The 19,868-nt window shown below is 65.7% G+C and carries 23 protein-coding genes; 16 read left to right on the top strand and 7 right to left on the bottom strand.

All coding sequences use genetic code 11. The features are described from left to right. Position 1 precedes the first annotated feature (1 nt). The 15 genes from ABWO90_RS07970 (at position 2) to ABWO90_RS07900 (ending at position 12,563) form a co-directional block, all read left to right on the top strand. Complete coding sequence (locus ABWO90_RS07970) at positions 2-301, top strand: flagellar biosynthesis anti-sigma factor FlgM (protein WP_353190668.1); 300 nt, start codon at positions 2-4, stop codon at positions 299-301. Positions 302-345: 44 nt separating this feature from the next. Then, entirely contained in the window at positions 346-753 is a 408-nt protein-coding gene (gene flgN / locus ABWO90_RS07965) for a flagellar export chaperone FlgN (protein ID WP_353190667.1), read from the top strand. Between the two features lie 193 nt (positions 754-946). Further along, on the top strand, positions 947-1,390 hold the full coding sequence (gene flgB, locus ABWO90_RS07960; RefSeq protein WP_353190666.1) for a flagellar basal body rod protein FlgB: 444 nt from the start codon (positions 947-949) through the stop codon (positions 1,388-1,390). A gap of 2 nt (positions 1,391-1,392) precedes the next feature. Continuing rightward, positions 1,393-1,803, top strand: coding sequence for a flagellar basal body rod protein FlgC (gene flgC, locus ABWO90_RS07955; RefSeq protein ID WP_353190665.1), 411 nt, complete (start codon positions 1,393-1,395; stop codon positions 1,801-1,803). Continuing rightward, positions 1,800-2,504 carry a flagellar hook assembly protein FlgD gene (locus ABWO90_RS07950; RefSeq protein WP_353190664.1) on the top strand — a complete coding sequence of 235 codons (705 nt, stop codon included), beginning with the start codon at positions 1,800-1,802 and terminating at the stop codon, positions 2,502-2,504. The genes flgC and ABWO90_RS07950 overlap by 4 nt, the downstream gene beginning before the upstream one ends. Before the next feature lie 14 nt (positions 2,505-2,518). After that, positions 2,519-3,619, top strand: coding sequence for a flagellar hook protein FlgE (locus ABWO90_RS07945; protein ID WP_353190663.1), 1,101 nt, complete (start codon positions 2,519-2,521; stop codon positions 3,617-3,619). A 4-nt stretch (positions 3,620-3,623) separates the two neighbouring features. Next, entirely contained in the window at positions 3,624-4,355 is a 732-nt protein-coding gene (locus ABWO90_RS07940; protein ID WP_353190662.1) for a flagellar basal body rod protein FlgF, read from the top strand. 91 nt (positions 4,356-4,446) lie between these two features. Further along, the gene (gene flgG / locus ABWO90_RS07935; protein ID WP_353190661.1) at positions 4,447-5,235 is read left to right on the top strand and encodes a flagellar basal-body rod protein FlgG; all 789 of its coding nucleotides are present in this window, start codon (positions 4,447-4,449) and stop codon (positions 5,233-5,235) included. A gap of 15 nt (positions 5,236-5,250) precedes the next feature. Next, the gene (gene flgH, locus ABWO90_RS07930; protein ID WP_353190660.1) at positions 5,251-5,982 is read left to right on the top strand and encodes a flagellar basal body L-ring protein FlgH; all 732 of its coding nucleotides are present in this window, start codon (positions 5,251-5,253) and stop codon (positions 5,980-5,982) included. Between the two features lie 3 nt (positions 5,983-5,985). Then, a complete protein-coding gene (locus ABWO90_RS07925; RefSeq protein WP_502922564.1) occupies positions 5,986-7,143 on the top strand; it encodes a flagellar basal body P-ring protein FlgI in 1,158 nt (385 codons plus the stop codon). A gap of 17 nt (positions 7,144-7,160) precedes the next feature. Further along, a complete protein-coding gene (locus ABWO90_RS07920; protein WP_353190659.1) occupies positions 7,161-7,496 on the top strand; it encodes a hypothetical protein in 336 nt (111 codons plus the stop codon). 29 nt (positions 7,497-7,525) lie between these two features. Further along, on the top strand, positions 7,526-8,857 hold the full coding sequence (locus ABWO90_RS07915) for a FlgK family flagellar hook-associated protein (protein WP_353190658.1): 1,332 nt from the start codon (positions 7,526-7,528) through the stop codon (positions 8,855-8,857). Between the two features lie 25 nt (positions 8,858-8,882). Further along, positions 8,883-9,776 (top strand): flagellin family protein, encoded by an 894-nt coding sequence (locus ABWO90_RS07910; RefSeq protein WP_353190657.1) that lies wholly within the window; start codon positions 8,883-8,885, stop codon positions 9,774-9,776. A 47-nt stretch (positions 9,777-9,823) separates the two neighbouring features. Beyond that, on the top strand, positions 9,824-11,074 hold the full coding sequence (locus tag ABWO90_RS07905; RefSeq protein WP_353190656.1) for a hypothetical protein: 1,251 nt from the start codon (positions 9,824-9,826) through the stop codon (positions 11,072-11,074). A 253-nt stretch (positions 11,075-11,327) separates the two neighbouring features. Then, positions 11,328-12,563: a flagellin N-terminal helical domain-containing protein gene (locus tag ABWO90_RS07900; RefSeq protein ID WP_353190655.1), complete on the top strand. Its 1,236-nt coding sequence runs from the start codon at positions 11,328-11,330 to the stop codon at positions 12,561-12,563. Positions 12,564-12,684: 121 nt separating this feature from the next. On the opposite strand, the gene ABWO90_RS07895 is transcribed toward ABWO90_RS07900, so the two are convergent. Genes ABWO90_RS07895 through ABWO90_RS07865 form a run of 7 tightly spaced genes read right to left on the bottom strand, consistent with a single transcriptional unit; the run spans position 12,685 to position 19,265 of the window. Further along, positions 12,685-14,763: a flagellar biosynthesis protein FlhA gene (locus ABWO90_RS07895; protein WP_353190654.1), complete on the bottom strand. Its 2,079-nt coding sequence runs from the start codon at positions 14,761-14,763 to the stop codon at positions 12,685-12,687. Positions 14,764-14,767: 4 nt separating this feature from the next. After that, positions 14,768-15,916 (bottom strand): flagellar type III secretion system protein FlhB, encoded by a 1,149-nt coding sequence (gene flhB / locus ABWO90_RS07890; protein WP_353190653.1) that lies wholly within the window; start codon positions 15,914-15,916, stop codon positions 14,768-14,770. 3 nt (positions 15,917-15,919) lie between these two features. Then, positions 15,920-16,747, bottom strand: coding sequence for a flagellar biosynthetic protein FliR (locus tag ABWO90_RS07885; RefSeq protein WP_353190652.1), 828 nt, complete (start codon positions 16,745-16,747; stop codon positions 15,920-15,922). Positions 16,748-16,774: 27 nt separating this feature from the next. Further along, a complete protein-coding gene (gene fliQ, locus ABWO90_RS07880; protein ID WP_353190651.1) occupies positions 16,775-17,047 on the bottom strand; it encodes a flagellar biosynthesis protein FliQ in 273 nt (90 codons plus the stop codon). A gap of 9 nt (positions 17,048-17,056) precedes the next feature. After that, the gene (locus ABWO90_RS07875; protein ID WP_353190650.1) at positions 17,057-17,914 is read right to left on the bottom strand and encodes a flagellar type III secretion system pore protein FliP; all 858 of its coding nucleotides are present in this window, start codon (positions 17,912-17,914) and stop codon (positions 17,057-17,059) included. Continuing rightward, the gene (locus ABWO90_RS07870; RefSeq protein WP_353190649.1) at positions 17,911-18,387 is read right to left on the bottom strand and encodes a FliM/FliN family flagellar motor switch protein; all 477 of its coding nucleotides are present in this window, start codon (positions 18,385-18,387) and stop codon (positions 17,911-17,913) included. Before ABWO90_RS07870 ends, ABWO90_RS07875 begins: the two co-directional genes overlap by 4 nt. An 11-nt stretch (positions 18,388-18,398) precedes the next feature. After that, the gene (locus ABWO90_RS07865) at positions 18,399-19,265 is read right to left on the bottom strand and encodes a flagellar motor switch protein FliM (RefSeq protein ID WP_353190648.1); all 867 of its coding nucleotides are present in this window, start codon (positions 19,263-19,265) and stop codon (positions 18,399-18,401) included. 224 nt (positions 19,266-19,489) lie between these two features. On the opposite strand from ABWO90_RS07865, the gene fliE reads away from it, so the two are divergent. Then, the gene (gene fliE, locus ABWO90_RS07860) at positions 19,490-19,822 is read left to right on the top strand and encodes a flagellar hook-basal body complex protein FliE (protein WP_353190647.1); all 333 of its coding nucleotides are present in this window, start codon (positions 19,490-19,492) and stop codon (positions 19,820-19,822) included. The last annotated feature ends 46 nt before the right edge of the window (positions 19,823-19,868 follow it).

The raw sequence follows: 19,868 nt of genomic DNA, 5'->3' as shown, positions 1-19,868 counted from the left end.
CATGACCAAGATCGACTCGATTTCGTATATCCCGCCCATTGACGGTGCGCACCTGCGTCGCGCCGCAGCGGGCACCCCTGGGCCGTCGACGCCGGTCAATGCGTCGTCCGGCGCCGTTCGCGTGGCGTCGGAGGGCACGGGGGAATGGTTGATGAACGCCCGCGCCGCCATCGAATCCGTGCCGCGCGTGGATGCCGTCAATGTCGCACGCCTGAAGGCGATGCTCGCGAACGGCGAGCTGGCCTTCGACGGTGAGCGCGTGGCCGATTGCATTCTGGACCGTCACGGGATGTCGCGTTGAACACTGCCGGGCAAGGACACCGCCGTGCGTACGTCGCGCGCATCGTGGACGACGTCGATGCCGACCTGGAAGACTATCGTCGCCTGGTCGTGACGCTGGAAGCGCTGCATCGTGCGCTGGCCGACGAGCGCCTGGACGCGTTGGCCCGAACGCACGACACCGCGCTGCAACTGGTCAGCCGACTGCGCACTCGCGCGCGCCGCCGGGTGCAGTGCCTGGAACGGGCGTTCGGTGAGACGTCTGCGAACACGATGGCCCCGGTACTGCGCTGGCTGGCGGCCGACGCGCGCGACGCGCATGAAGCGTTTGCAGCGCGGTGGGAGGCGCTTCAGGCGCTTGCCGCGCGCGCCAAGGCGATCAACACGCGCAACCTGCACGACATCGGTGCGAAGCTCCAGGCGCTGGACGTCGTGCTCTCGCCGGCGTCTGCGACCTACGCGCCGCAACGATAGGCGGGCGCCGTCGTTCGAGCCTTTTAATGACGTCGGCTGAAGCGATCTCCCGGCGACCTGGCGACATCCGTTGCATGAACACGCGAAGTGCGTTGAGTGAATTGCCCAAAGCGCCTTGAGACGCTTGGGAAATCTGTCAATTTCCCGCGCTTTTGCGTCGCATTTCGATAGCTATGCCGACAATGGGGCAGTCATGTCATCTGCTACCCATGGAGGCGAAACCTTGCAGACGTTCTTTTCTCAGGCGCTGGGCGTTCATGCGGCTGCATTGCAGGCGCGCGAAGCGCGCACCCGTGTGCTGGCCGCGAACCTCGCAAACGAGGCAACGCCGGGTTACCAGGCTCGCGATCTCGATTTCGCCGAGCAGGTACGGCGACATCTCGACCACGGTGCGCGCGAAAGCGTGCTCGACACTGCTGCGGGCGCATCTTTCCCTTCGAGCGGGTTCGACGCTGCCGATCCGTCCGACGCGCTGCGCTATCGCGTGCCGATGCAGGCGCGCGCCGACGGCAACACCGTCGAGCTTGGTATCGAGCAGGCCCTCTTCGCGCAGAACCTGTCCGACTGGCAAGCCAGCCTGTCGTTTCTGAACCGGCGACTTGCCGGTTTGCAGAAGGTCATCGACGGAGGCCGTTGACGATGAGCTTCAGAGAAATCGCGGCTATTGCCGGTTCGGCGATGGCGGCACACACCATCCGGCTGAACACGGTGGCGAGCAATCTGGCGAACGCCAGTGCCGTGTCGGGAGACGCCGACGAGGCCTATCGCGCGCGCAAGCCCGTGTTTGCGACGATGCTCGGTGCGGCGAAGGGCGCGCAGCACGTGCAGGTCATCGACATCTACGAGAGCGAAGACCTGCCCCGCGTGTCGCATGAGCCGGGCAATCCACTGGCGGACGCCGACGGCAACGTCTTTTACGCCAACGTGAACGCGATCGAAGAGATGACCGACATGCTCGACGCATCGCGTGCGTTCCAAACCAACCTTGAAGTGCTCGCCCGCGTGCGCGCGGCGCAGCAGGATCTATTACGACTGGGAGAGCGGGGATGACGCCAATGATTGGAGGCGGGACCAGCGATATCGCGCGTGCCGGGGCGCGCCCGGATACGGGGATTGGCGCGTCGAGCGCCGACGATGCCGCCGCAGACATGCGTGACATGTTCACGAAGCTGCTTGTCGCGCAGATCCGCCATCAGGATCCGCTCAACCCGAGCGACCCGGCGCAGTTCGTCGCGCAGCTTACGCAAATGAGCCAGACCGAAGCCATGCACGAGGTCAGCCGGCGCGTACTCGATCAGACGAAGGCGCTCGGGAGCATGCAGGCGTTCGCGCTTGGCAGCCACGTCGGGCGCGATGTGAGCGTTGAAGTCGAGCACGTGGAACGTGCCGAGGGGGCAGATGTGCGCGGATCGGTCGCACTGCCCGAGCACACACAACGCGCCGAGATCGTGTTGCGCGACAGCCGGGGCGTGACGTTTCGCAAGTCCATCGAGCCGTCGGCTTCCGCTGGCGGGCAGACGTCGTTCCACCTCGACAACGCGTGGTTCACGCAGCAGAAGCTTGGTGCCGGGACTTACTCGATTCATGTGGAGGTCGATGGACAGCAACTGCCGGTGCGTGCTTCCGGACGCCTGGAACGCGTGCATCTGGACGGTGCGCAGGCACGTATCGACGTAGCCGGCGTTGGCACCGGGATCGACGCCGCAAAGTTGGTGGAATTGTCGGGCGGTGCGCCGTCGCGCACGAGCTAACCAAGGAGTTCAGTATGAGTTTCGATATCGCCCTGTCGGGCATCAATGCCATCAATCAGTCGCTCGAGACGATTTCGCAGAACATCTCGAACGTCGGCACGAATGGCTACAAGTCGGGAAGCACGAGCTTCGCATCCGCCATGGCGGGCACGCAGTCCGGAGGGGTGCGTGTCAATGGCACCCGTTACTCGGTCGACGCCAACGGGAGTTTGCGTCCGTCCGCGAATCAATTGCATCAGGCGATCCAGGGCGGCGGTTTCTTCGTGCTCAAGGAAACGAACGGTCAACGCGTCTACTCGCGCGTGGGCGACTTCAGCGTCGACAAGAACAATCGCCTTGTGGACGGCGCGGGTCGCCTCGTGCAGGGCTTCGGGAATGGCCAGTCGAATGTCTCGGACGTGACGATCGACAAGCGTCCGATCTCGGCACTGCCGAGCAGCGGTGTCAAGGTCACGGGCCGTCTGCCCGATCCGTTGCCGACGGCGCCCGCGCAGATCGGCGAGACGTCCGTGACGTTCCGGGACGCCAGCGGCGAAGTCGCGGTGAGGACCCTGCGATTCTCGATGGTGGCCGGGCAGTCGGAGGTGCAGGTCTCGGAGATCAACGGCGGTGTGGAGACCGTGATCGGCACGCTCGATCCGACATCGATGGCCTTTACTCGCACCGCCAACGGCGACTTGCCGACGCCCGACTTCAGCGGCATGTCGCAACAGATCGGCACGTTCTCCGCCAGTGCCACGGAAGTCGGTGGTCGCGATGCCGGTGAGTTCGTGCGGGCGCGCATCGAACAGGACGGTTCCGTGGTCGCCGAGTACAGCAACGGCACCACGCAAACGCAGTACCAGCTGGCCCTCGGGGAATTTGCCAATACGGACGGTCTGGATCCCTCGGACGGCACTGTCTGGCGGGAAACCGGTGAGTCAGGCTTTGCACAGTTGCGGCGTCCGGGAGAGGGCGCCACGGGGGTGCTCGTGAAATCGTCTCTCGAAGGCTCGAACGTCAACGTGACGGACGAGCTGGTGGGCCTGATGTCGGCACAGCGCAACTACCAGGCAAACACCAAGGTCATCTCCACACAGAACGAGATGATGCGCAACCTCATGCAGTCGATCTGACGCCATGGACGCCCTCATTTACACGGCGATGTCCGGCGCGCAGCGCGCACAGGACACGCAGCAGGTCGTTGCGCACAATCTCGCCAATTCGACTACAACGGGCTTTCGCGGGTCTCTGGCGGTCGCGCAGACGGGCGCGATGCCCGGTGCGGGGCTGTCTTCGCGCCACTTCGCCCTGCAGGCGCCGGCCGGCATCGACGCCACGCCCGGCGTGCTCGAACCGACCGGCCGGGCGCTCGACGTCGCCATCGATGGCGACGGCTATCTGGCGCTTGCGGCACTACCGGGCGAGGGTGTGGACATTGTCTATTCGCGCGGCGGATCGCTGACGCTCGATGGCGACGGCACGCTGCGGCTGCATGGCCGTGCCGTGCTCGGTGAAGGCGGGCCGGTGGTCGTGCCGCCGCATCGGGAACTCGATATCGACGCGGATGGCACGTTGTCCGTGGCGCTCGACGGGAACGGCGAACAGATGAGCGTGGACCGGCTGCAACGCGTACTTGCCATGCCGGGTGCCATGCGCGCTGCAGGCGGCGGCGTGCTGGTGGCGGACGGCGGCACGTTGCCGGGTGACGATGTCACGCTGCGCGGTGCGCATCTCGAGGCCAGCAACGTATCGGCCGTCGGTGCCATGGTGCAAAGCATGAATGCCAGTCGCGACTTCGAGATGCAGATGCGCGTGTTCAAAATCGCCGACGACCTTGCCGAAGGCGGCAACCGTCTCATGCGTACATGAGGCTTTCCGGCAGATCGTCCGGTACACGACGAGTGCCTCTCGGGCGCCCGAGCGACGCCTCCCGGTTTCACAAATTGACTTTCGATATCTCATGAATCCTGCACTTCTCATCGCCCGCACGGCGGTCCACGCGCAGGACGCGCAATTGCAGGCGATCGCCAACAATCTGGCGAACGTCAACACCACAGGCTTCAAGCGCGACCGGCTCGCGTTCGAAGACACGTTCTATCGCGCTGTGCGTCCGGCCGGCGCGCGCACCCAGGCCGATGCGACATTGCCCGGCGGCACGTATTTCGGAACGGGCGTGCGGCTGGCCGGCACGCAAAAGCAGTTCGTCAACGGCGTGGAAAAAGACACGCAGAACGAACTGGATGTTGCCATCACAGGACGTGGCTTCCTGCAGGTGGAAATGCCCGACGGCGAAACGGCCTATACGCGCGCCGGGAACCTGCGGCTCGATGTGGAAGGACGTCTGGTGACGCAGGCGGGGCATCCGATCGTTGGCGATATCGTGCTGCCACCGGGCGCGCGCGACGTGACGATCAGCGCCGATGGTGAGGTGAGCGCCGTGGAACCGGGCGACGCCGAGTCGACGTCGCTTGGCCGTCTGTTGTTGGCCGACTTCGTGAACCCGTCCGGCCTGCAGCCGCTGGGCGGCAACCTGTTCGCGCGCACGAGTGCGAGCGGTCCGGCCATTGAAGGCAGTCCCGGCGAGGAGAACCTGGGGCTCCTGCGGCAAAAGGCGCTCGAAGGCTCGAACGTCGTGGCCGTTGAAGAGATGGTGAACATGATCACGGCGCAGCGCGCCTACGAGATGAGCACCAAGGTGCTCTCGGCCGCCGACAACATGATGCAGAGTCTCGCGCAGGTCGCGCGATAACGGAGGGAGACGACGATGACGCACGGGATTTGCGGTCGTTCGCGCGATGTCCTTGCACGTCATCGCGTTGCGGTTTCAGGCGCGCGTCTGCCACGCGGGTCGCGATGTGCGGCGGCGTTGCTGACGGCGATGCTCGCTGGATGCGCGGGCTTCATGCCGCCCGCACTCGAAGAAAGCGATGACTTGCCCAGCGTGGCCGAGATGTCGTCGCAAGGGCAGGCGGGCGGGTTGTTCTCGTCCGGACACGCGTTGTCGCTCACGTCGGATCAGCGGGCTTTTCGCACTGGCGACGTGCTCACCATCGTATTGCAGGAGCAGACGCAGGCGAGCAAGCGCGCCGGAACGCGTATGGACAAACGCAGCGATATGTCGGTCGACGACGCCACGCTGATGGGGAAGCCGCTCCTCGGCGACACCTCGGTCGGGGCGAGTCGGGGATTCCGGGGCGATAGCTCGAGCTCTGCGCAGAATACGCTGCGCGGGGCGATTACGGTCGTGGTGCATCGCGTCTTGCCAAGCGGTCTGCTGCACGTGCGCGGCGAGAAGCGTCTGTACCTGAATCAGGGAGAGGAAACCGTGCGTGTGGCCGGCTACGTGCGCGCGGGCGATATCGATACGACCAACCGGGTGTCGTCGCTTCGTGTCGCGAACGCGCGCATCCAGTATTTCGGCACCGGAGCGCTGGCCGACAGCAACAACCCGGGCTGGCTTACGCGCTTCTTCAATAGCCAGTTCGCACCGCTCTGAGTCATGTTTCCATCCAGAATTTCCTTCGCATTTACGCAACTGATCCGCACGGGACCGGTGGCATTGGTGTCAATGCTGAGCGCGTTGATCTTCGCGGCCTTCGCCGCACCGGCTGCGCATGCGCAAACCGTGCGCAACTACGTGAACGTCGAGGGCGTGCGTGACAACCAGCTCGTGGGCTACGGCCTCGTCGTGGGGCTCGCCGGCACGGGCGACGGCCCGCGTTCGCGTCATTCGAGCCAGTCGCTGGCGAATCTGCTCAAGCAGTTCGGCGTGAGCATGCCCGACAACGTGCGACTGCGCTCGCGCAACGTCGCGGCCGTGATGGTCAGCGCCACCTATCCTTCCGGCTTCCTGCGCGGACAGACGATCGACGTCACGGTGTCGTCGATGGGCGACGCGCGCAGTTTGCGCGGTGGCACGCTGCTACTCACGCAGTTGCGTGCGGTCGACGGACAGACCTACGCGCTCGCGCAGGGCAACCTTGTCGTGAGTGCGATGCAGGCGGAGGGCCGCAGCGGGTCGCGTGTCCAGAAGAACACGCCGACGGCGGGACGCATTCCCAACGGCGGGACGATCGAACAGGAGATTCCCGTACCGGTAGGCGAGGGCGGTGCCATGCGACTGAGTTTGAAACGACCTGACTTCCAGCTCGCCGCGAATATCGCCGACGCCATCAACACACGCTTCGGCGAGCGCACGGCGCAGGCGAAAAACGGCAGCACGATCGAAGTGGTCGCGCCCGACGACGCCGACGCTCGCGTACGTTTTCTCGCCGACGTGCATTCGTTACCCGTGCCCGGTGTGAGCCGGGTGCCGCGCGCCGTCATCAACGCACGCTCCGGGACTGTCGTGATCTCTCAGGGCGTGACGGTGCGTCCGGTTGCCGTGTCCCATGGCTCGTTGCGAGTGACGGTGAGCGAGTCGCCAATCGTTTCTCAGCCCGCGCCGTTCTCGCGGGGCAGGACCGCCACCGCGTCGCGTTCGAACATCGACGTCGAGGAGGACGGCATGGACATCCACGTATGGCCGGCCGGCGTGGATCTCCAGACCATTGTCGACAGCCTGCGCCGCTCGGGTGCGACACCCGACGACGTCATCGCGATCTTGCAGGCGCTCGACGAGGCGGGCGCGCTGAACGGCGAGCTGCACGTTATTTGACCGAGTCGAGGACATCGATGGCACACGATCATTTACCCATTTCCCCCTCCGGGTCGCCTTGGTATGGCGTGAGCGCACCCGCATCCTCACCCTCACCGTTCGGCGGCGGCGCCGATCTCGACGCCGCCGCCGAACAGTTCGAAGCGATTTTCATTGCCCGGCTGCTCGGCGAGATGCGTCGCGCGACCCAGGCACTGAGAGACGACAGCGAGGGCGCTGGCGGGCTGGGCAAGCGCGACCGAACCGCCGACGGCCTGCATGAATGGGCCGACACGCAGGTCGCACAGGCACTCGCCGCACGTCGCGCGTTCGGCATCGCCGACACCATCGTGCAGCAGATGACGCAGCGCTGAACTAACCGAGAAGGAACAGGGCACTACCGATGAATATGCTGAATATCGCTACGCAAGGCGTGAAAACGGCGCAGTCGTTGCTCGACAACGCGGCGCTCAACATCTCGCAGATGGGCAACTCGGCGTACACGCGTCGAGATGTGCGTGTGAGTTCTCGTGCCGACGGCACCGCACAAGCGCAGGACGCGGCGCGCGTGGCAAGCCTCGCGCAACGCGAGCGGCTTTGGCGGGCGCTGGCGGGGGCTGGCGAACACGATGTCCAGAAACCGCACGTCGACGCGCTGCTCACGCAACTGGGTGGCAGCGACGTGACCAGCGATCCGATGGGCCTGCGCGATTTGCTCAAGGCGCTTGGCCACGAGGCGCAGGTCACGGGCAGCGACGTGCACGCCGACGAAGTCTTCGAGGCATTGGGCCGCGTTGCCGAGCGCACCAATGCACTGTTCGCATCGCTGGCGCGTCTGCGCAGCAATCTGAATTCGGTCCGGGCGGGGGAGGCGGAGAAGGTGAACCGTCTGGCGGCGTCGGTTGCCGAATTGAATCGCCTGCATCGTCTCACTCCGGACGCGGCCGGCCGACTCGCTATCGAAGATCAGCGCGATCAGGCGCTCGGTGAACTGGCGGCGCTGGTCGACATCGACGTGCGCGAAGACGCGAGTGGCGCCTATCACGTGCTCACGCGCGGCGGACATCCGTTGGTGCTTGGCGGGCGCTCCGCGCGGCTTGAAGCGCAGTCGGACGGCGGCTATACGTTGAGCGCCGGCGCATCGAGTGTGAGTGTGCCGCCCGATGGCCTCGGCGGGCGCCTGGGCGGGCTCGATCGTTTCCTGACCCGCGAGCTGGACAAGCGCATCGAAGAGACGACGGAGATTGCACGCACCGTCGTCGAACAAATCAACCGCGCCCATGCCGACGTTACGGCGGGACCGTTCACCGACACCCCGCTGCTGTCGATGACGACGGATGCCGACGGTGTGCCGAGGCTGCAGCGCACCGTCGGGAGCGCGCAGGATCTTGCGCTCGGCACCGAAAGCGCCAACGGAAACGGCACGATGCTGCGTCGCCTGAAAGGTGCGCTGGATGCGAAGGTCTCACTGTCGGGGCGTTCCGGTGTGACGCTCACCGAGGCGATGAGCGCGCTCGCCGGCGAAGCCGGACGCCGCGCCAGCGAGATTTCGGCAAGCGCCGGTTCGGCGCAGTCGGTGCTGGTGTCTGCGCGCACGCAATTTCAGAAGCAGGCAGGCGTGGACGAGACCGACGAGGGCGCATCGCTCATGGCCTACATGAAGCTGTACCGCGCCAACGCTCGCGTGGCGTCGGTCGCCAACGAACTGTTCGACGCCACGCTGGCAATGGTCTGACCGGCACGCGTCAAAGGAAGTCATCATGCAAATCACCCACTTCAGCCGCTTCGAACGTGAGCATGTGCTGCGCGAAATGAAGGAGAGGCTCGACCGGACGGCCGAGCAGTCGCGTGAGCACAAGCGTGTGCTGCGCGCATCGGACGATCCGGTCGACTTCGAACGCATCGCGCGCATCGATAGAGAGCAGCAAGCCATTGCCCGCCGCACGAAGATCATCGCCAGTCTCGATGCCGATCTCAAACAAGCCAGCGCAAGTCTGCAAAGCGCCTTCGACCGGTTGAGCGCGTTCAAGAATGACGCGGCGCTCAAGGCCGATGCCATGCAGGTCGGCGACGCGCGGGCCAGCGCGGACAAGATTCGTGACTTGATGCGCAGCGTCGTCGACGCGTTCAACGCCCGTCGCGCGGACGGCAGCTACGTGTTCTCCGACAGTGGCGCCCCTGTGCGAGACACGGCGGGACAGGGGGGCGACCCATCGAATTTCGTATCAAGCGGGGCTGCACGGCCGCCCGCTTCGATGGAGATCGGTGAGGGGGTGTACCACACCAACCCGCCGCGCGCCTGGCAGGGGGTGCCGGATTTACTCAACCGACTTGCGTCAGCCGCCTCAGCGTTGACAGGCACGCCGCCTGCGGACCCGACGAGCTCCCTGCGGGATCTCATCGATCCTCTCGATGCGCAGATGCAGCAAATCTCGGCGGTGCGATTCTCGAACGACCACAGTGCGAGACGACTGGAAGCGGTGGGCAAAGAGCAGTCGTTGAAAGGCGAGGTACTGGGGAAGACGCGTCTCGCGCTCGAAGGACGAGATGCCACCGAAGCCATGACGGCCTGGCGGGAGCTGCTCATGGCCCTTTCCACCGCGCGCAACGCGCATATCCAGGTGGGCCAGTTGTCGTTTTTCGATGTCGTCTGAGGCTTGCGCGATGGGCCTTCGCTGGCTGAGTTCATCGGAGAGGAAGCATGGTTGACGCCATTCGCGATATTCCGGGGAACCCCGCGCTCGATGACGCGCGAGCCGCCGGTCGCGTACTGTCGCGGCGTGAGCCCGGGGCTGGCCGAGGGGCCACCGCGCCCGCAGCGGCCGACGTATCGCCCGCGAGCGCGGCCGGACGAGCGCATGACGCGCTCGGCGCAGCGCCAGCGCGGTGGCCGACGTGGCTTTCCCCTGCCGCCTTTGACCGACGGCGCGCCGCGCTCACGGTCGACCTGAATTCACACCATGTCACCGCCAGTCGTGCGGCTGCGGCACTCGACTGGCTCGCCGGACTGCATGCATGCGCGAACGCTGCACTGGCGACCCTGGCGCGCTGGCGCGATGGCGACCCGGCATCGCACGAGCGCGCGCAGCGTGCGCTGGCGAGTCTCGGCGCACAGTGGCAAGCCCGGGACCGGGCGAGCCTTGGCACCGTCGACGATCGCCTGCACTTCGATTCGCGCGGCGACGCGCCGAGGCGCTTCACCATCGAAGGCGTTGCCCCGCAGCATTGGCGCGTATCGAAGCCGGAGCGGATCACGCTCTATCCCGTCGGCGCCGACAGTGCCGGCGTGGAGGTCGACGTGGCAAACGCCATATCGGAGGCCGGGTTGCGCGGGCGTACGGCGCGTGCGCTTGCGGCGTATGGCATTACGCTCGAAGCGCCCCCGCCCCAGCAAGCCTGGGTGATGCGAACCGCAGGCGCAAGCTGGCCGTCGATTGCCTCGCGGTTTGCCATCGCCCAAACGGGCGGCGGGGTTTCGCAGGCATCGCACAGCGCCGGCGACTCGGTCGGTGCCCGTGCCTCGACGCAGACTTCCTCCGCAAGCGGCCGAAACGGCCGAAACGACCGAAACAGCGTAAACGGCGTAAACGGCGCGGCGCGCCGCCCAGTCCTTCGCGACGCCCCCGATGCCATCTCGCCGTCCACGTGGCGGATCGACGGACGTGCTTCCGTCGTTCGCACGCGACGAACGCTTGCGTCGATGGTGAGCGCGATTCGCGCGGCGCATGCCGAAGCCACACGGGCGGCGCGAACGTCGGCGCAATCCGTCGCCCGCACCGTGGGCGCAGGTCAAGCCGCCCCGATGGGCGTTGACCATGCGCATGCGATGACCTCCGCCAAGGCATGGGCGACGCGGCTGGGCAAGTCGCCGCCGTTCGTCGCGCTGGCCCTCGCGATGCCGGGCGGCGTTCCGGTCTCGCGCGCCAACGTGCGTGCCTTGCTGGCGGACTGACATCGGTCCGGACGGCATCGAACGGCCGTCGTCGATCGCGATCCGTCAGGTCGCACCACAGCGCGACTTCGCCGTCGCCGCATCCCTCTTTCCGACTTTCCAACACCTGTCTCGCTGAGCCCGTCTCGCGATGGCTGCCGGATGGGAGAAATCACGTCGGTCACGCATTAACAATTTTCGCGCAGGGACGCCTTATCAAAGTGAGGCAGGCTATCCGGTCTGCCATCGCTCACAACGTAAAGGAGCCTGAGCAATGTTGACTCTGCACACCAATGTGTCGCAAATGTCGTCGCTGAACACGCAGCGCGCTACCGGCAGCAAGCTGAACGAGATCATGCGCGATCTGTCGACCGGCAAGAAGAACGACCTGTACAAGAACGATCCGGCCGCCGCGCGCATCTCGGCCATGCTGAACATGCACGCCAGCGGTACCAAGTCGGCCATCAGCAACATGAAGTACGCGCAGTCGAGCACCCGTGTGGCGCAAGGTGCGCTGGACAAGGTCAACGAACTGCTGGTCACGATGAAGGATCTGGCCACGCAAGCGAAGGACGGTCTGAAGGGCGAAGCCGAGAAGTCCGCGCTGCAACAGCAATACACGAACAACGCCCAGGCACTGAAGGCGATCTTCGACAACACGACGTTCGCTGGCAAGAATCTGCTGAAGATGACGTTCGGCGGCGATGCCACCGGCATTCTGGCGAAAGACAAGATCGACCTGCAAGTCGGCGCAGACAAGAACGAGACCAAGGAACTGAACATCAGCGCGGAACTCCAGGCGCTCTTCGCCAGCATCGGCGATGCGACGGGCAAGTTCGGGACGCAGCAGGTCAAGGCGTTTGACGGTACTTTGAAAGCGTACGAAGTCATGGGCGCTTCCAACGCTTCCGCCGGCGCAGATGCAGTGATCTCGGCGCTCAAGGCAAATCCGGAGATGGCTCGCATTCTGGCCTCGGAGCACACGGCCGCCGGTTCTAACCCTGCCAAGTCGTGGGAAGACATGCTGAAAACCTCGCTGGAGACTGAACTGGACAAGGCGCCCAACGACGCCGCGGCATTCTCAACCGCATTGCAAACGGCGATGGGCGCCCTGATCGGCGGCGGTAACGCGGCCAACACGCCCCTGAATGATCGCTCGGCGCTCGTGGTGGAAGTGAACAAGGCGTTGCAATCGAAGCTGACGGCGCAATCGCAACTGGGCGACGCCGCGGGCGCCGGCAGTGCGATTCAGAATCTCGAGTCGGCCATCAGCCAGCTCGCCACCGTGCAAGCCAGCATCGGTGCGGCCATGATGGACCTCGACGGCCGTGAAGAAGTGCAATCGACGCTGCTGCAGAACACGAGCGAAGCGAACTCGCGTCTGAACGAGGTGGACTTCGCCGAATCGGTGTCGGAGCTGACCAAGCTGCAAACGCAGATGAACGTGAACCTGCAAATGCTGCAGAAGGCCGGCGAAATGCCGGGCATGATTCAGATGCTTCTGCGCTAATCCGTCCGTGTGACACTGGCCGGCGTTGAACGGCCAGTCAGGTGTGGAAACGAAAGAGCCAACGGTTTTGCGCCGTTGGCTCTTTTTCATGCACGCTAAGTATCGCGCCGCGTCGCTGCGCTTATCCCAACGTCCCCGTCACCTCGATCTCTTTCGTCTGAGGCACCTCGTTGTAGGACAGAACGTGCAGGCCGCTTGCGAACATGCGTGCATAGCGCGCAAGCAACGGCCGGATCTGCGGCATGACGAGCAAGACCGGCATGTGTCCGGCCTGCCGCATGTTTTCGCGTGCCTGCGGCAGATGAGACTGCAATTGCGCCAGCAACTGTGGATCGAGCGGGAACGCGTCGGCGGCCGTCTTTCCCGCCTGTTGTGCTGCCGTGAAGGCGCCCAGCAACAGGTTTTCAAGATCGTTCGTGAGTTGATAGACGTGCAGCGACGGCGCATCTCCGATGAGGCCGTGCACCAGACGTCGCTTGAGCGCGGTGCGCGCTTCGGCACACAGCACCAGCGGGTCCTTGCTGGTCGTTGCCGCGTGCACGAGTGCCGTCGCCAGCACGTCGATGTCCTGCAGCGACACCTCCTCGTCGAGCAGCAGGCGAATGATGGCCAGTTGCTGCTGATGCGTGAGCGCCTTGTCGAGCGCGTCGGCCAGTGCCGGCGAAAGCTCCCGCAGGCGCTCGCCGAGCGATGTCACGTCCTGGTAGGTGAACAGCTCGGCCAGATGCGCTTTCATCGACTGCTGGACGTGGGTGGCGATCACCCCGGCGGCGTCGACGATCTGATAGCCGAGCCCCAGCGCGTTGGCGCGTTGCTCGGGCTCGATCCAGACCACCGGCATGCCGAACGACGGATCGATGGCCGGCATGCCGTCCAGCTCTCCGTAGCCGTCCGGTGCGGGAATGGCCATCAACCGATCGTGTGGCAGCGACGCGCTGGCCACGCGTACGCCGCCGACATCGATGGCATACTCGCCCGGCCCCAGTCCCAGCCCGGTATCAAGACGCACCGCCGGCACGACGAAGCCCATCGCCTGCGAGAGCGTCTGCCGCATGCCGTAAAGGCGTTGCACCAGCGGCGCACCTTCGCGTTTGTCGACCAGACTCACGATCTGGTAGCCGAGACTCACCGTGACCGGCGAGACGAACGGCAGTTGCTGCCAGGTGAGCGTTGGCGGTTCGTTCGTCGACAGCGCGGCTTCGAGCGCTTCAGTGTCGTCCGCTGCGGCGGGCGGACGTCGTTGACTCACGCGCCACGCCACGAATCCCATGACGGCGGCGAAGGCGAGGAAGGGCGCCGTCGGCATTCCCGGAATCAACGCCAGCACGAACATGAGTACCGCCACGCTCGCCAGTACTGCCGGCGAGGCGAGCAACTGGTCGCCGACCTGCTGCTCGAAGTCACCGGCGTCGGACACTCGCGTGACGATGATGGCGGCGGCGGCCGAGAGCAGCAACGCCGGAATCTGCGCGACCAGCCCGTCGCCGATCGTGAGCAGCGAGTACTGGCGGAACGCGTCGCCCGCACTCATGCCGTGCATCGTCACGCCGATGGCTACGCCGCCGATCAGGTTGATGAGCAGGATGAGAATGCCCGCGATGGCGTCGCCGCGAACGAACTTCGACGCGCCGTCCATCGCACCGTAGAAGTCGGCTTCGGCGCTCACCTCGCGCCGTCGTGTCTGGGCCGCCTCCTGATTGATGAGGCCCGCATTCAGGTCGGCGTCGATGGCCATCTGCTTGCCGGGCAACGCGTCGAGCGTGAAGCGTGCCGACACCTCCGAGATGCGCTCCGCGCCCTTGGTGACCACGACGAAGTTGATGATCATCAGGATCACGAAGACCACCAGACCGACGACGAAATTGCCGCCGATCACGACGTTGCCGAACGATTCGATGACGCGCCCGGCCGCCTGCGTGCCTTCGTTCCCCTTGAGCAGCACCACGCGGGTAGACGCCACGTTCAGCGTGAGGCGCATGAGTGTCGTGGCGAGAATGACCGTGGGGAACACGGAGAAGTCGAGCGGACGCCGCACCGACAGGCTCACCAGGATCACCACCATGGAAAGCACGATGTTGAACGTGAAGAGCGTGTCGAGCAGCAGCGGCGGCAGCGGCAGAATCACCATCGCGAGAATGGCGAAGACGAGGAGCGGCGTCAGGAACTTCTGACGCCGCAGGTCGAGCAGCAATCGGGACATGGCATCAAGGGCGGGTTTGCGATGAGGGAGGATCGGAGAGCGAGGCCGGCACGCGAGGCGGCTCGGGTCGCTCGGGTTGCGTTGCACGTTCGCCGACGCGCCAGGCGCGTAGCTGAAGCACGTAGGCCAGCACCACGGCGACGGCGTCGTAGAGTGCGGCGGGAATCTGCTGGTTGACCTGGCTCGTGTGATACAGCGCCCGGGCCAGTGGCGGGGCGCTCACGACGTCGATCTTGTGCTCGCGGGCGATTCGTCGCAGCACGGCAGCAGTCTCGTCCAGACCGCGGGCCACGACGAAGGGTGCCTGCGCACGGCCGGTGTCGTACTTCAGGGCGATGGCGTAGTGCGTCGGGTTGACGATCACCACGTCCGCCGTGGGCACCACGCGGCGCAGGCTGCGCTCGGCCAGACGGCGTTGAATCTGACGGATTCGTTGCTTGATTTCCGGGCGGCCTTCGGTCTGTCTGTGCTCCTGTTTCACTTCCTGCCTGGTCATGCGCTGGTCGCGCATGAAGAAGAAGCGCTGCAATGGCAGGTCGAGCAGGGCGAACGCCACGAACGCACCGCCCAGCATCAGCACCGCGTCGCGCAACAGAAGGAGTCCGACAGCGATGGCTTCGCGCGGGGCGCTCGCCTGCAAGGCAAGCAACGCATCCCAGCGCGCGCGGACGACGAACACCAGCACGCTGGCCACGAGCACTACCTTGAGGATGGCGGTACCGACTTGTGCGTAGTGCTTCATCGAGACCAGTCGGCCGAGGTTCGCCTTCGGCGACAGGCGTTGCCATTTCGGTTTGAGCAACGTGGTACTGAAAACGTAGCCGCCGGGCAGCATGGCCGCCACGGCGATGCACAGCGGTATCGCCGCGAGCGGGGCGAGCAGCGCCAATAGCAGCCACATGGCTGCGGGCAGCAGCGCCGTCCAGGCGTCGTCGAAGCCGATACCCGCGAGATCGGCGAACGCTGCGGCGTAGAGCGAGCGGAAGGCGTCGAGTTGCGACGGCGCGCTCACCGCGAGCACGGCCACGCTGGCCATGATGCCGACAGCGGTGGCGGTGTCGCGCGAGCGCGCCACCTGACCCTGCTCGCGCGCACGGCGCAGTTTCTGGGCGGAAGGGGCTTCCGACTTGTCGCCGGTGTCTTGCGCTGCCATGCGTCAAGGCCCTCGTGAGACCGGGCCGAGTGCGTCAAGCACGCGCTCGGTGAGCGTCAGATAATGCGCGGGCAGTGCCGGCACCACGGCGGCGAGCACGACGAGACCGACCAGCGTCGTCACCGCAAAGCCGAGTGAAAACAGGTTGAGCGCGGGTGCAGCGCGATTGAGCAGCCCGAGCCCGAACTGGACAACGAACGTGGTCAGGACCACCGGCAACGCCAGTGTCATCGCCGCAGCGAATGTCCAGCCCAGCGCGCGCAGCAGGCCGCTCAGGCCGTCGAGGGGCAATCCGCCGCCGACGGGCCACACGTCGAAACTGCGGCCCACGACGGCTACCGCGACGAGATGCCCGTCCGCAATGAAGAACAGCAACATCCCGAGGCACACCATGAGTAGCGAGACAGGCTCCGTGGCTTCGCCGTTGATGGGATCGTTCATGGCCGCCATGGCGAGCCCCATTTGCGAAGCGCACAGATAGCCGACGAGGGTGAGCAACGCGCGCACGATGAAGAACGCGAGCCCCAGGCCGGCGCCGATGAGCGCCTGTTCCGCAGCCAGTGCCACGCCGGCGAGCGAGAACGGGTCCGTGGCGGGTACGCCGGAGCGCGCGAGCACCGGCCATAGCGCCAGGCTCAAGGTGAACGCCGCGAGAATGCGCCAGCGCACCGGGACCACGCCTTCACCCACGAGCGGAAGCATGCTCAGTGCGGCGAGGAAGCGGCAGAAGGGCCACCACAGCAGCACGAGTTGCGCGGGCCACTGCGCGAGCCAGCCTTCAAGGCCGGGCCACGCGGCAAGCGAGAGCGATGAAGAAAACGACGTCGGCATGATCGGGCGGCGGCAAGCGCGGCGGCGCTAGCCGGCCAGCGACGCCGCGCGGGCGAAGATGTCGGTGGCGAAGTCGGTGAGCGTGCTCGCCAGCCACGGTGCGGCGAGGCCGAGCGTGAGCAGCGTGACGATCAGGCGGGGCAGGAAAGACAGCGTCTGTTCGTTGATTTGCGTGGCCGCCTGAAACAGCGCGATCACCAGGCCGGTGACGAGGCTCGGCACGATCAGCACGAGCACGACGAGGATGACGAGACGCAGGGCGTCGAGCCCGAGGTCGATGGCGATATCGCTGGTGAGCATCGTGCTTCCTCAGACCGCCTGAACGCTGGTCACGAGCGTGCTGACGGTGAGCGTCCAGCCGTCGATGAGCACGAACAGCAGGAGTTTGAGCGGCAACGAGACGACCAGCGGCGAGAGCATCATCATGCCCATCGCCATGAGGACGGACGCGACGACGAGATCGATCACGAGAAACGGGATGAACAGCATGGCGCCGACCTGGAACGCGGTCTTGAGCTCGCTCAGCAGGAACGCCGAGGCCTTGACCAGAAAGCTGTGCGCCTGCGGTTCGGCAACATCGGATTCGCCGGTGAGTCGCGCCATCAGGTCGAGCGACGTCTGGCGCGTCTGCGCCAGCATGAAGCGCGAGAGCGGTGCCTCGCCGGCGTTCAGGGCTTCGGTGAGCGTGATGCGATTCTGGTCGTAGGGCACGACGGCGTTCGTCCAGATGGCCTCGCCGACCGGACGCATCACGAGCAGGCTGAGCAGCAGCGCCATGCCGGTGAGCACGCGCGAAGGCAGTCCCTGTTGCAGTCCCAGTGCCTGCCGCAACAACGCGAGGATGATCGCAAAGCGCACGAACGTCGTCATCACCATCAACAGCATCGGCAGCAAGCCGAGCAGTGTCATCAGGATGAGCAACTGTGTCTTGACCGTGAAGTCGGTGGTTCCGCCTTGCGTGCGTATTTGCATCAACGCGCCAGCGTCGTCCGCGCGTGCACTCGTTGCGAAGCACGCGAAGCCGATCGCGACCAGCGCGAGCACGAAGATCTCCGACGCACACAGCGGAAATCGGTGTTCGTGCTCACTGCGCTCGCGTTGCGGTGCTTGCCGGTGGTCGCGCAGGCGCGGCTGGCACAGGCGCAGGAGATGCCGCGCGATTTTCATTGCGCGAGCCGATCGAGCTCGATGGCGTCGAGCGTGAGGATCTTCAATCCGTACTGCGTCCCCGATACGACCACTTCGGCGAGGCCGACCGGCACGCCGTTGACCAGCACCGACAGCGGCGCGCCGGCCGCGCGATCGAGACTGAGCACGTCGTCGGTGCGCAGCGCCGAGAGTTCGCCCAGCGTCAGACGCGCAGCGCCCACTTCGAGCGTGAGCTTCACGGGCACGCGCCGGAGTGTTTCGCGCATGGCGAGCGGCGCGGCGGCACGCTCGCCACCGGCAGCGCTCCCGCTGCCGATCGCGTCAGCGTTGTCTTGCCAGTCGGTACCGAGGTCGTCGGAGAGGTCGCCGGACAGGCCGTCGAGCGGAAGCAGGGCGTCGTCGGCGAGCGGGTCGATGGCGCCGGGCGTCTTGCCGTCGGAATCCGACGGATGATCGGCGGAGAAGGGGGGGAAGGGGGAGGTGTCGGACATGGAATTCGGGATCAGAGAGTTTGGAAGTGCGTCAGGCACAGCTGCGCGTCGCGCTCGACGATGTCGGCCGTCATCAGCGCGTCGTTGTCGATGCACACGAGTGCGCGCGACATGAAGCGCACCGGCAGCACGTCGCCCGCGCGGGCGTCGAGCAGGGTGCCCAGCGTCAGGTCGACATCGAGCCAGTGCGCGCTCAGGCGAACGGGGACCGTGGCGAGTTCACACGGTGGCGTGGTGCGCTGTGCCGCGCGTTCATCGGCGTCGGGGGCGAGCTTCGACAGCCAGCCGCGGGCATCTTCGGCGGCGAGCCGATACGCGACAGCGCCCAACGGCATGCCGCCGGCATGCCCGGTAGGATCCGCCCGGTCCGTGATGTGTGCGACGATCCACAGCGACGGTGGCGTCCGACGAGGATCGGTGTCCATGGTCTCGACGACGTCCGGCGGCATGAGGGACGCATCCGGCGACAACGCCTGACGTAACGCATCGAGCATCTGTCGCGCAAACCGAACGACGAAGCGCTCGTAGGTCGCGGCACGCGGCGCGATATGCCGCGCCGGCGGACCAACGAAGTCGTCGGCGTCGTACCGGAGGCGAAAGGCGTCGCGCAACAAGCCGGCATCGAGCGCAACGTCGATGTCGTGATCGGCGACGCGAAATCGCTGCACGATGACGCTGCTCGCCTCCGGGAGCGTGGTGCTCACCGACATGGTCGCGACGCGCCACGTCGTAGCATGGCGATGACGGACGTGCTGCGGCAATTGGACATCGAGCCGAGAGCGCAGGCGTTCGGTCAGTGGATCGAGGCGTTGTGTCGGCTGTCCGAGCCGACACGGATCGAGTGCCCGGAAGTTCCGGTGCGGCGTAGGCGCGTGCATGGCATTCACATGATTGGAGACGATTCGAACGATTCTCAACGCTCGTAAGCGCAAGGAAGTTCGCATCCTAAAGGCCATGCCCGACCTTGTTGTTGGGGAATGCCCCAACCCATCCATCTTTGGGGGAACGCCTATTTATGGCGGTGATGGGCGTGCGTAAAGTGCGGAGTCTTCAAGGGCCAACTCCCGTCAGGAGTGCGCCGAAATTGACCAGGGAGACCCCAATGCCTGTCTCGATGACTCAAGCGCTGACGAACGCGCTGGATCGTATGCACGCGACGCAGCGTGAACTCGGCCGAGCTGCCGGGGCAAGCGAGCCATCGCTCGCGTACGCCGGCGCGACGGCCCCGCCGGACTTCGGCGCCATGCTGCGCGGCGTGGACGCCGCACAGCGCGAAGCGGGTGCGCGCATGACGGCGGTCGATCTGGGACACAGTGACGACCTGACGGGCGCCATGCTGGCGAGCGCACAGGCCGATCTGTCGTTCTCGATGTTGATGAAGACGCGCGACAAAGTCGTAGGCGCGGTCGAGGAACTCGTGCGCATGCCGTTCTGATCGCGGCAGTCAGGGGTATCGCGCCCGGCACGCGTCTGTTTGCGCC

The organism is Pandoraea pnomenusa, from assembly GCF_040391475.1.
Lineage (GTDB): Bacteria > Pseudomonadota > Gammaproteobacteria > Burkholderiales > Burkholderiaceae > Pandoraea > Pandoraea pnomenusa_C.
Note: the sequence above shows the minus strand (reverse complement) of the source record. Positions and strands in the feature narration are given on the sequence as shown.

Coding starts and splice junctions, on each gene's coding strand:
- ABWO90_RS07970 (WP_353190668.1), top strand. CDS start 2: ATGACCAAGATCGACTCGATTTCGTATATCCCGCCCATTGACGGTGCG.
- flgB (WP_353190666.1), top strand. CDS start 947: ATGTCATCTGCTACCCATGGAGGCGAAACCTTGCAGACGTTCTTTTCT.
- flgC (WP_353190665.1), top strand. CDS start 1,393: ATGAGCTTCAGAGAAATCGCGGCTATTGCCGGTTCGGCGATGGCGGCA.
- ABWO90_RS07950 (WP_353190664.1), top strand. CDS start 1,800: ATGACGCCAATGATTGGAGGCGGGACCAGCGATATCGCGCGTGCCGGG.
- ABWO90_RS07945 (WP_353190663.1), top strand. CDS start 2,519: ATGAGTTTCGATATCGCCCTGTCGGGCATCAATGCCATCAATCAGTCG.
- ABWO90_RS07940 (WP_353190662.1), top strand. CDS start 3,624: ATGGACGCCCTCATTTACACGGCGATGTCCGGCGCGCAGCGCGCACAG.
- flgG (WP_353190661.1), top strand. CDS start 4,447: ATGAATCCTGCACTTCTCATCGCCCGCACGGCGGTCCACGCGCAGGAC.
- flgH (WP_353190660.1), top strand. CDS start 5,251: ATGACGCACGGGATTTGCGGTCGTTCGCGCGATGTCCTTGCACGTCAT.
- ABWO90_RS07925 (WP_502922564.1), top strand. CDS start 5,986: ATGTTTCCATCCAGAATTTCCTTCGCATTTACGCAACTGATCCGCACG.
- ABWO90_RS07920 (WP_353190659.1), top strand. CDS start 7,161: ATGGCACACGATCATTTACCCATTTCCCCCTCCGGGTCGCCTTGGTAT.
- ABWO90_RS07915 (WP_353190658.1), top strand. CDS start 7,526: ATGAATATGCTGAATATCGCTACGCAAGGCGTGAAAACGGCGCAGTCG.
- ABWO90_RS07910 (WP_353190657.1), top strand. CDS start 8,883: ATGCAAATCACCCACTTCAGCCGCTTCGAACGTGAGCATGTGCTGCGC.
- ABWO90_RS07905 (WP_353190656.1), top strand. CDS start 9,824: ATGGTTGACGCCATTCGCGATATTCCGGGGAACCCCGCGCTCGATGAC.
- ABWO90_RS07900 (WP_353190655.1), top strand. CDS start 11,328: ATGTTGACTCTGCACACCAATGTGTCGCAAATGTCGTCGCTGAACACG.
- ABWO90_RS07895 (WP_353190654.1), bottom strand. CDS start 14,763: ATGTCCCGATTGCTGCTCGACCTGCGGCGTCAGAAGTTCCTGACGCCG.
- flhB (WP_353190653.1), bottom strand. CDS start 15,916: ATGGCAGCGCAAGACACCGGCGACAAGTCGGAAGCCCCTTCCGCCCAG.
- ABWO90_RS07885 (WP_353190652.1), bottom strand. CDS start 16,747: ATGCCGACGTCGTTTTCTTCATCGCTCTCGCTTGCCGCGTGGCCCGGC.
- fliQ (WP_353190651.1), bottom strand. CDS start 17,047: ATGCTCACCAGCGATATCGCCATCGACCTCGGGCTCGACGCCCTGCGT.
- ABWO90_RS07875 (WP_353190650.1), bottom strand. CDS start 17,914: ATGAAAATCGCGCGGCATCTCCTGCGCCTGTGCCAGCCGCGCCTGCGC.
- ABWO90_RS07870 (WP_353190649.1), bottom strand. CDS start 18,387: ATGTCCGACACCTCCCCCTTCCCCCCCTTCTCCGCCGATCATCCGTCG.
- ABWO90_RS07865 (WP_353190648.1), bottom strand. CDS start 19,265: ATGCACGCGCCTACGCCGCACCGGAACTTCCGGGCACTCGATCCGTGT.
- fliE (WP_353190647.1), top strand. CDS start 19,490: ATGCCTGTCTCGATGACTCAAGCGCTGACGAACGCGCTGGATCGTATG.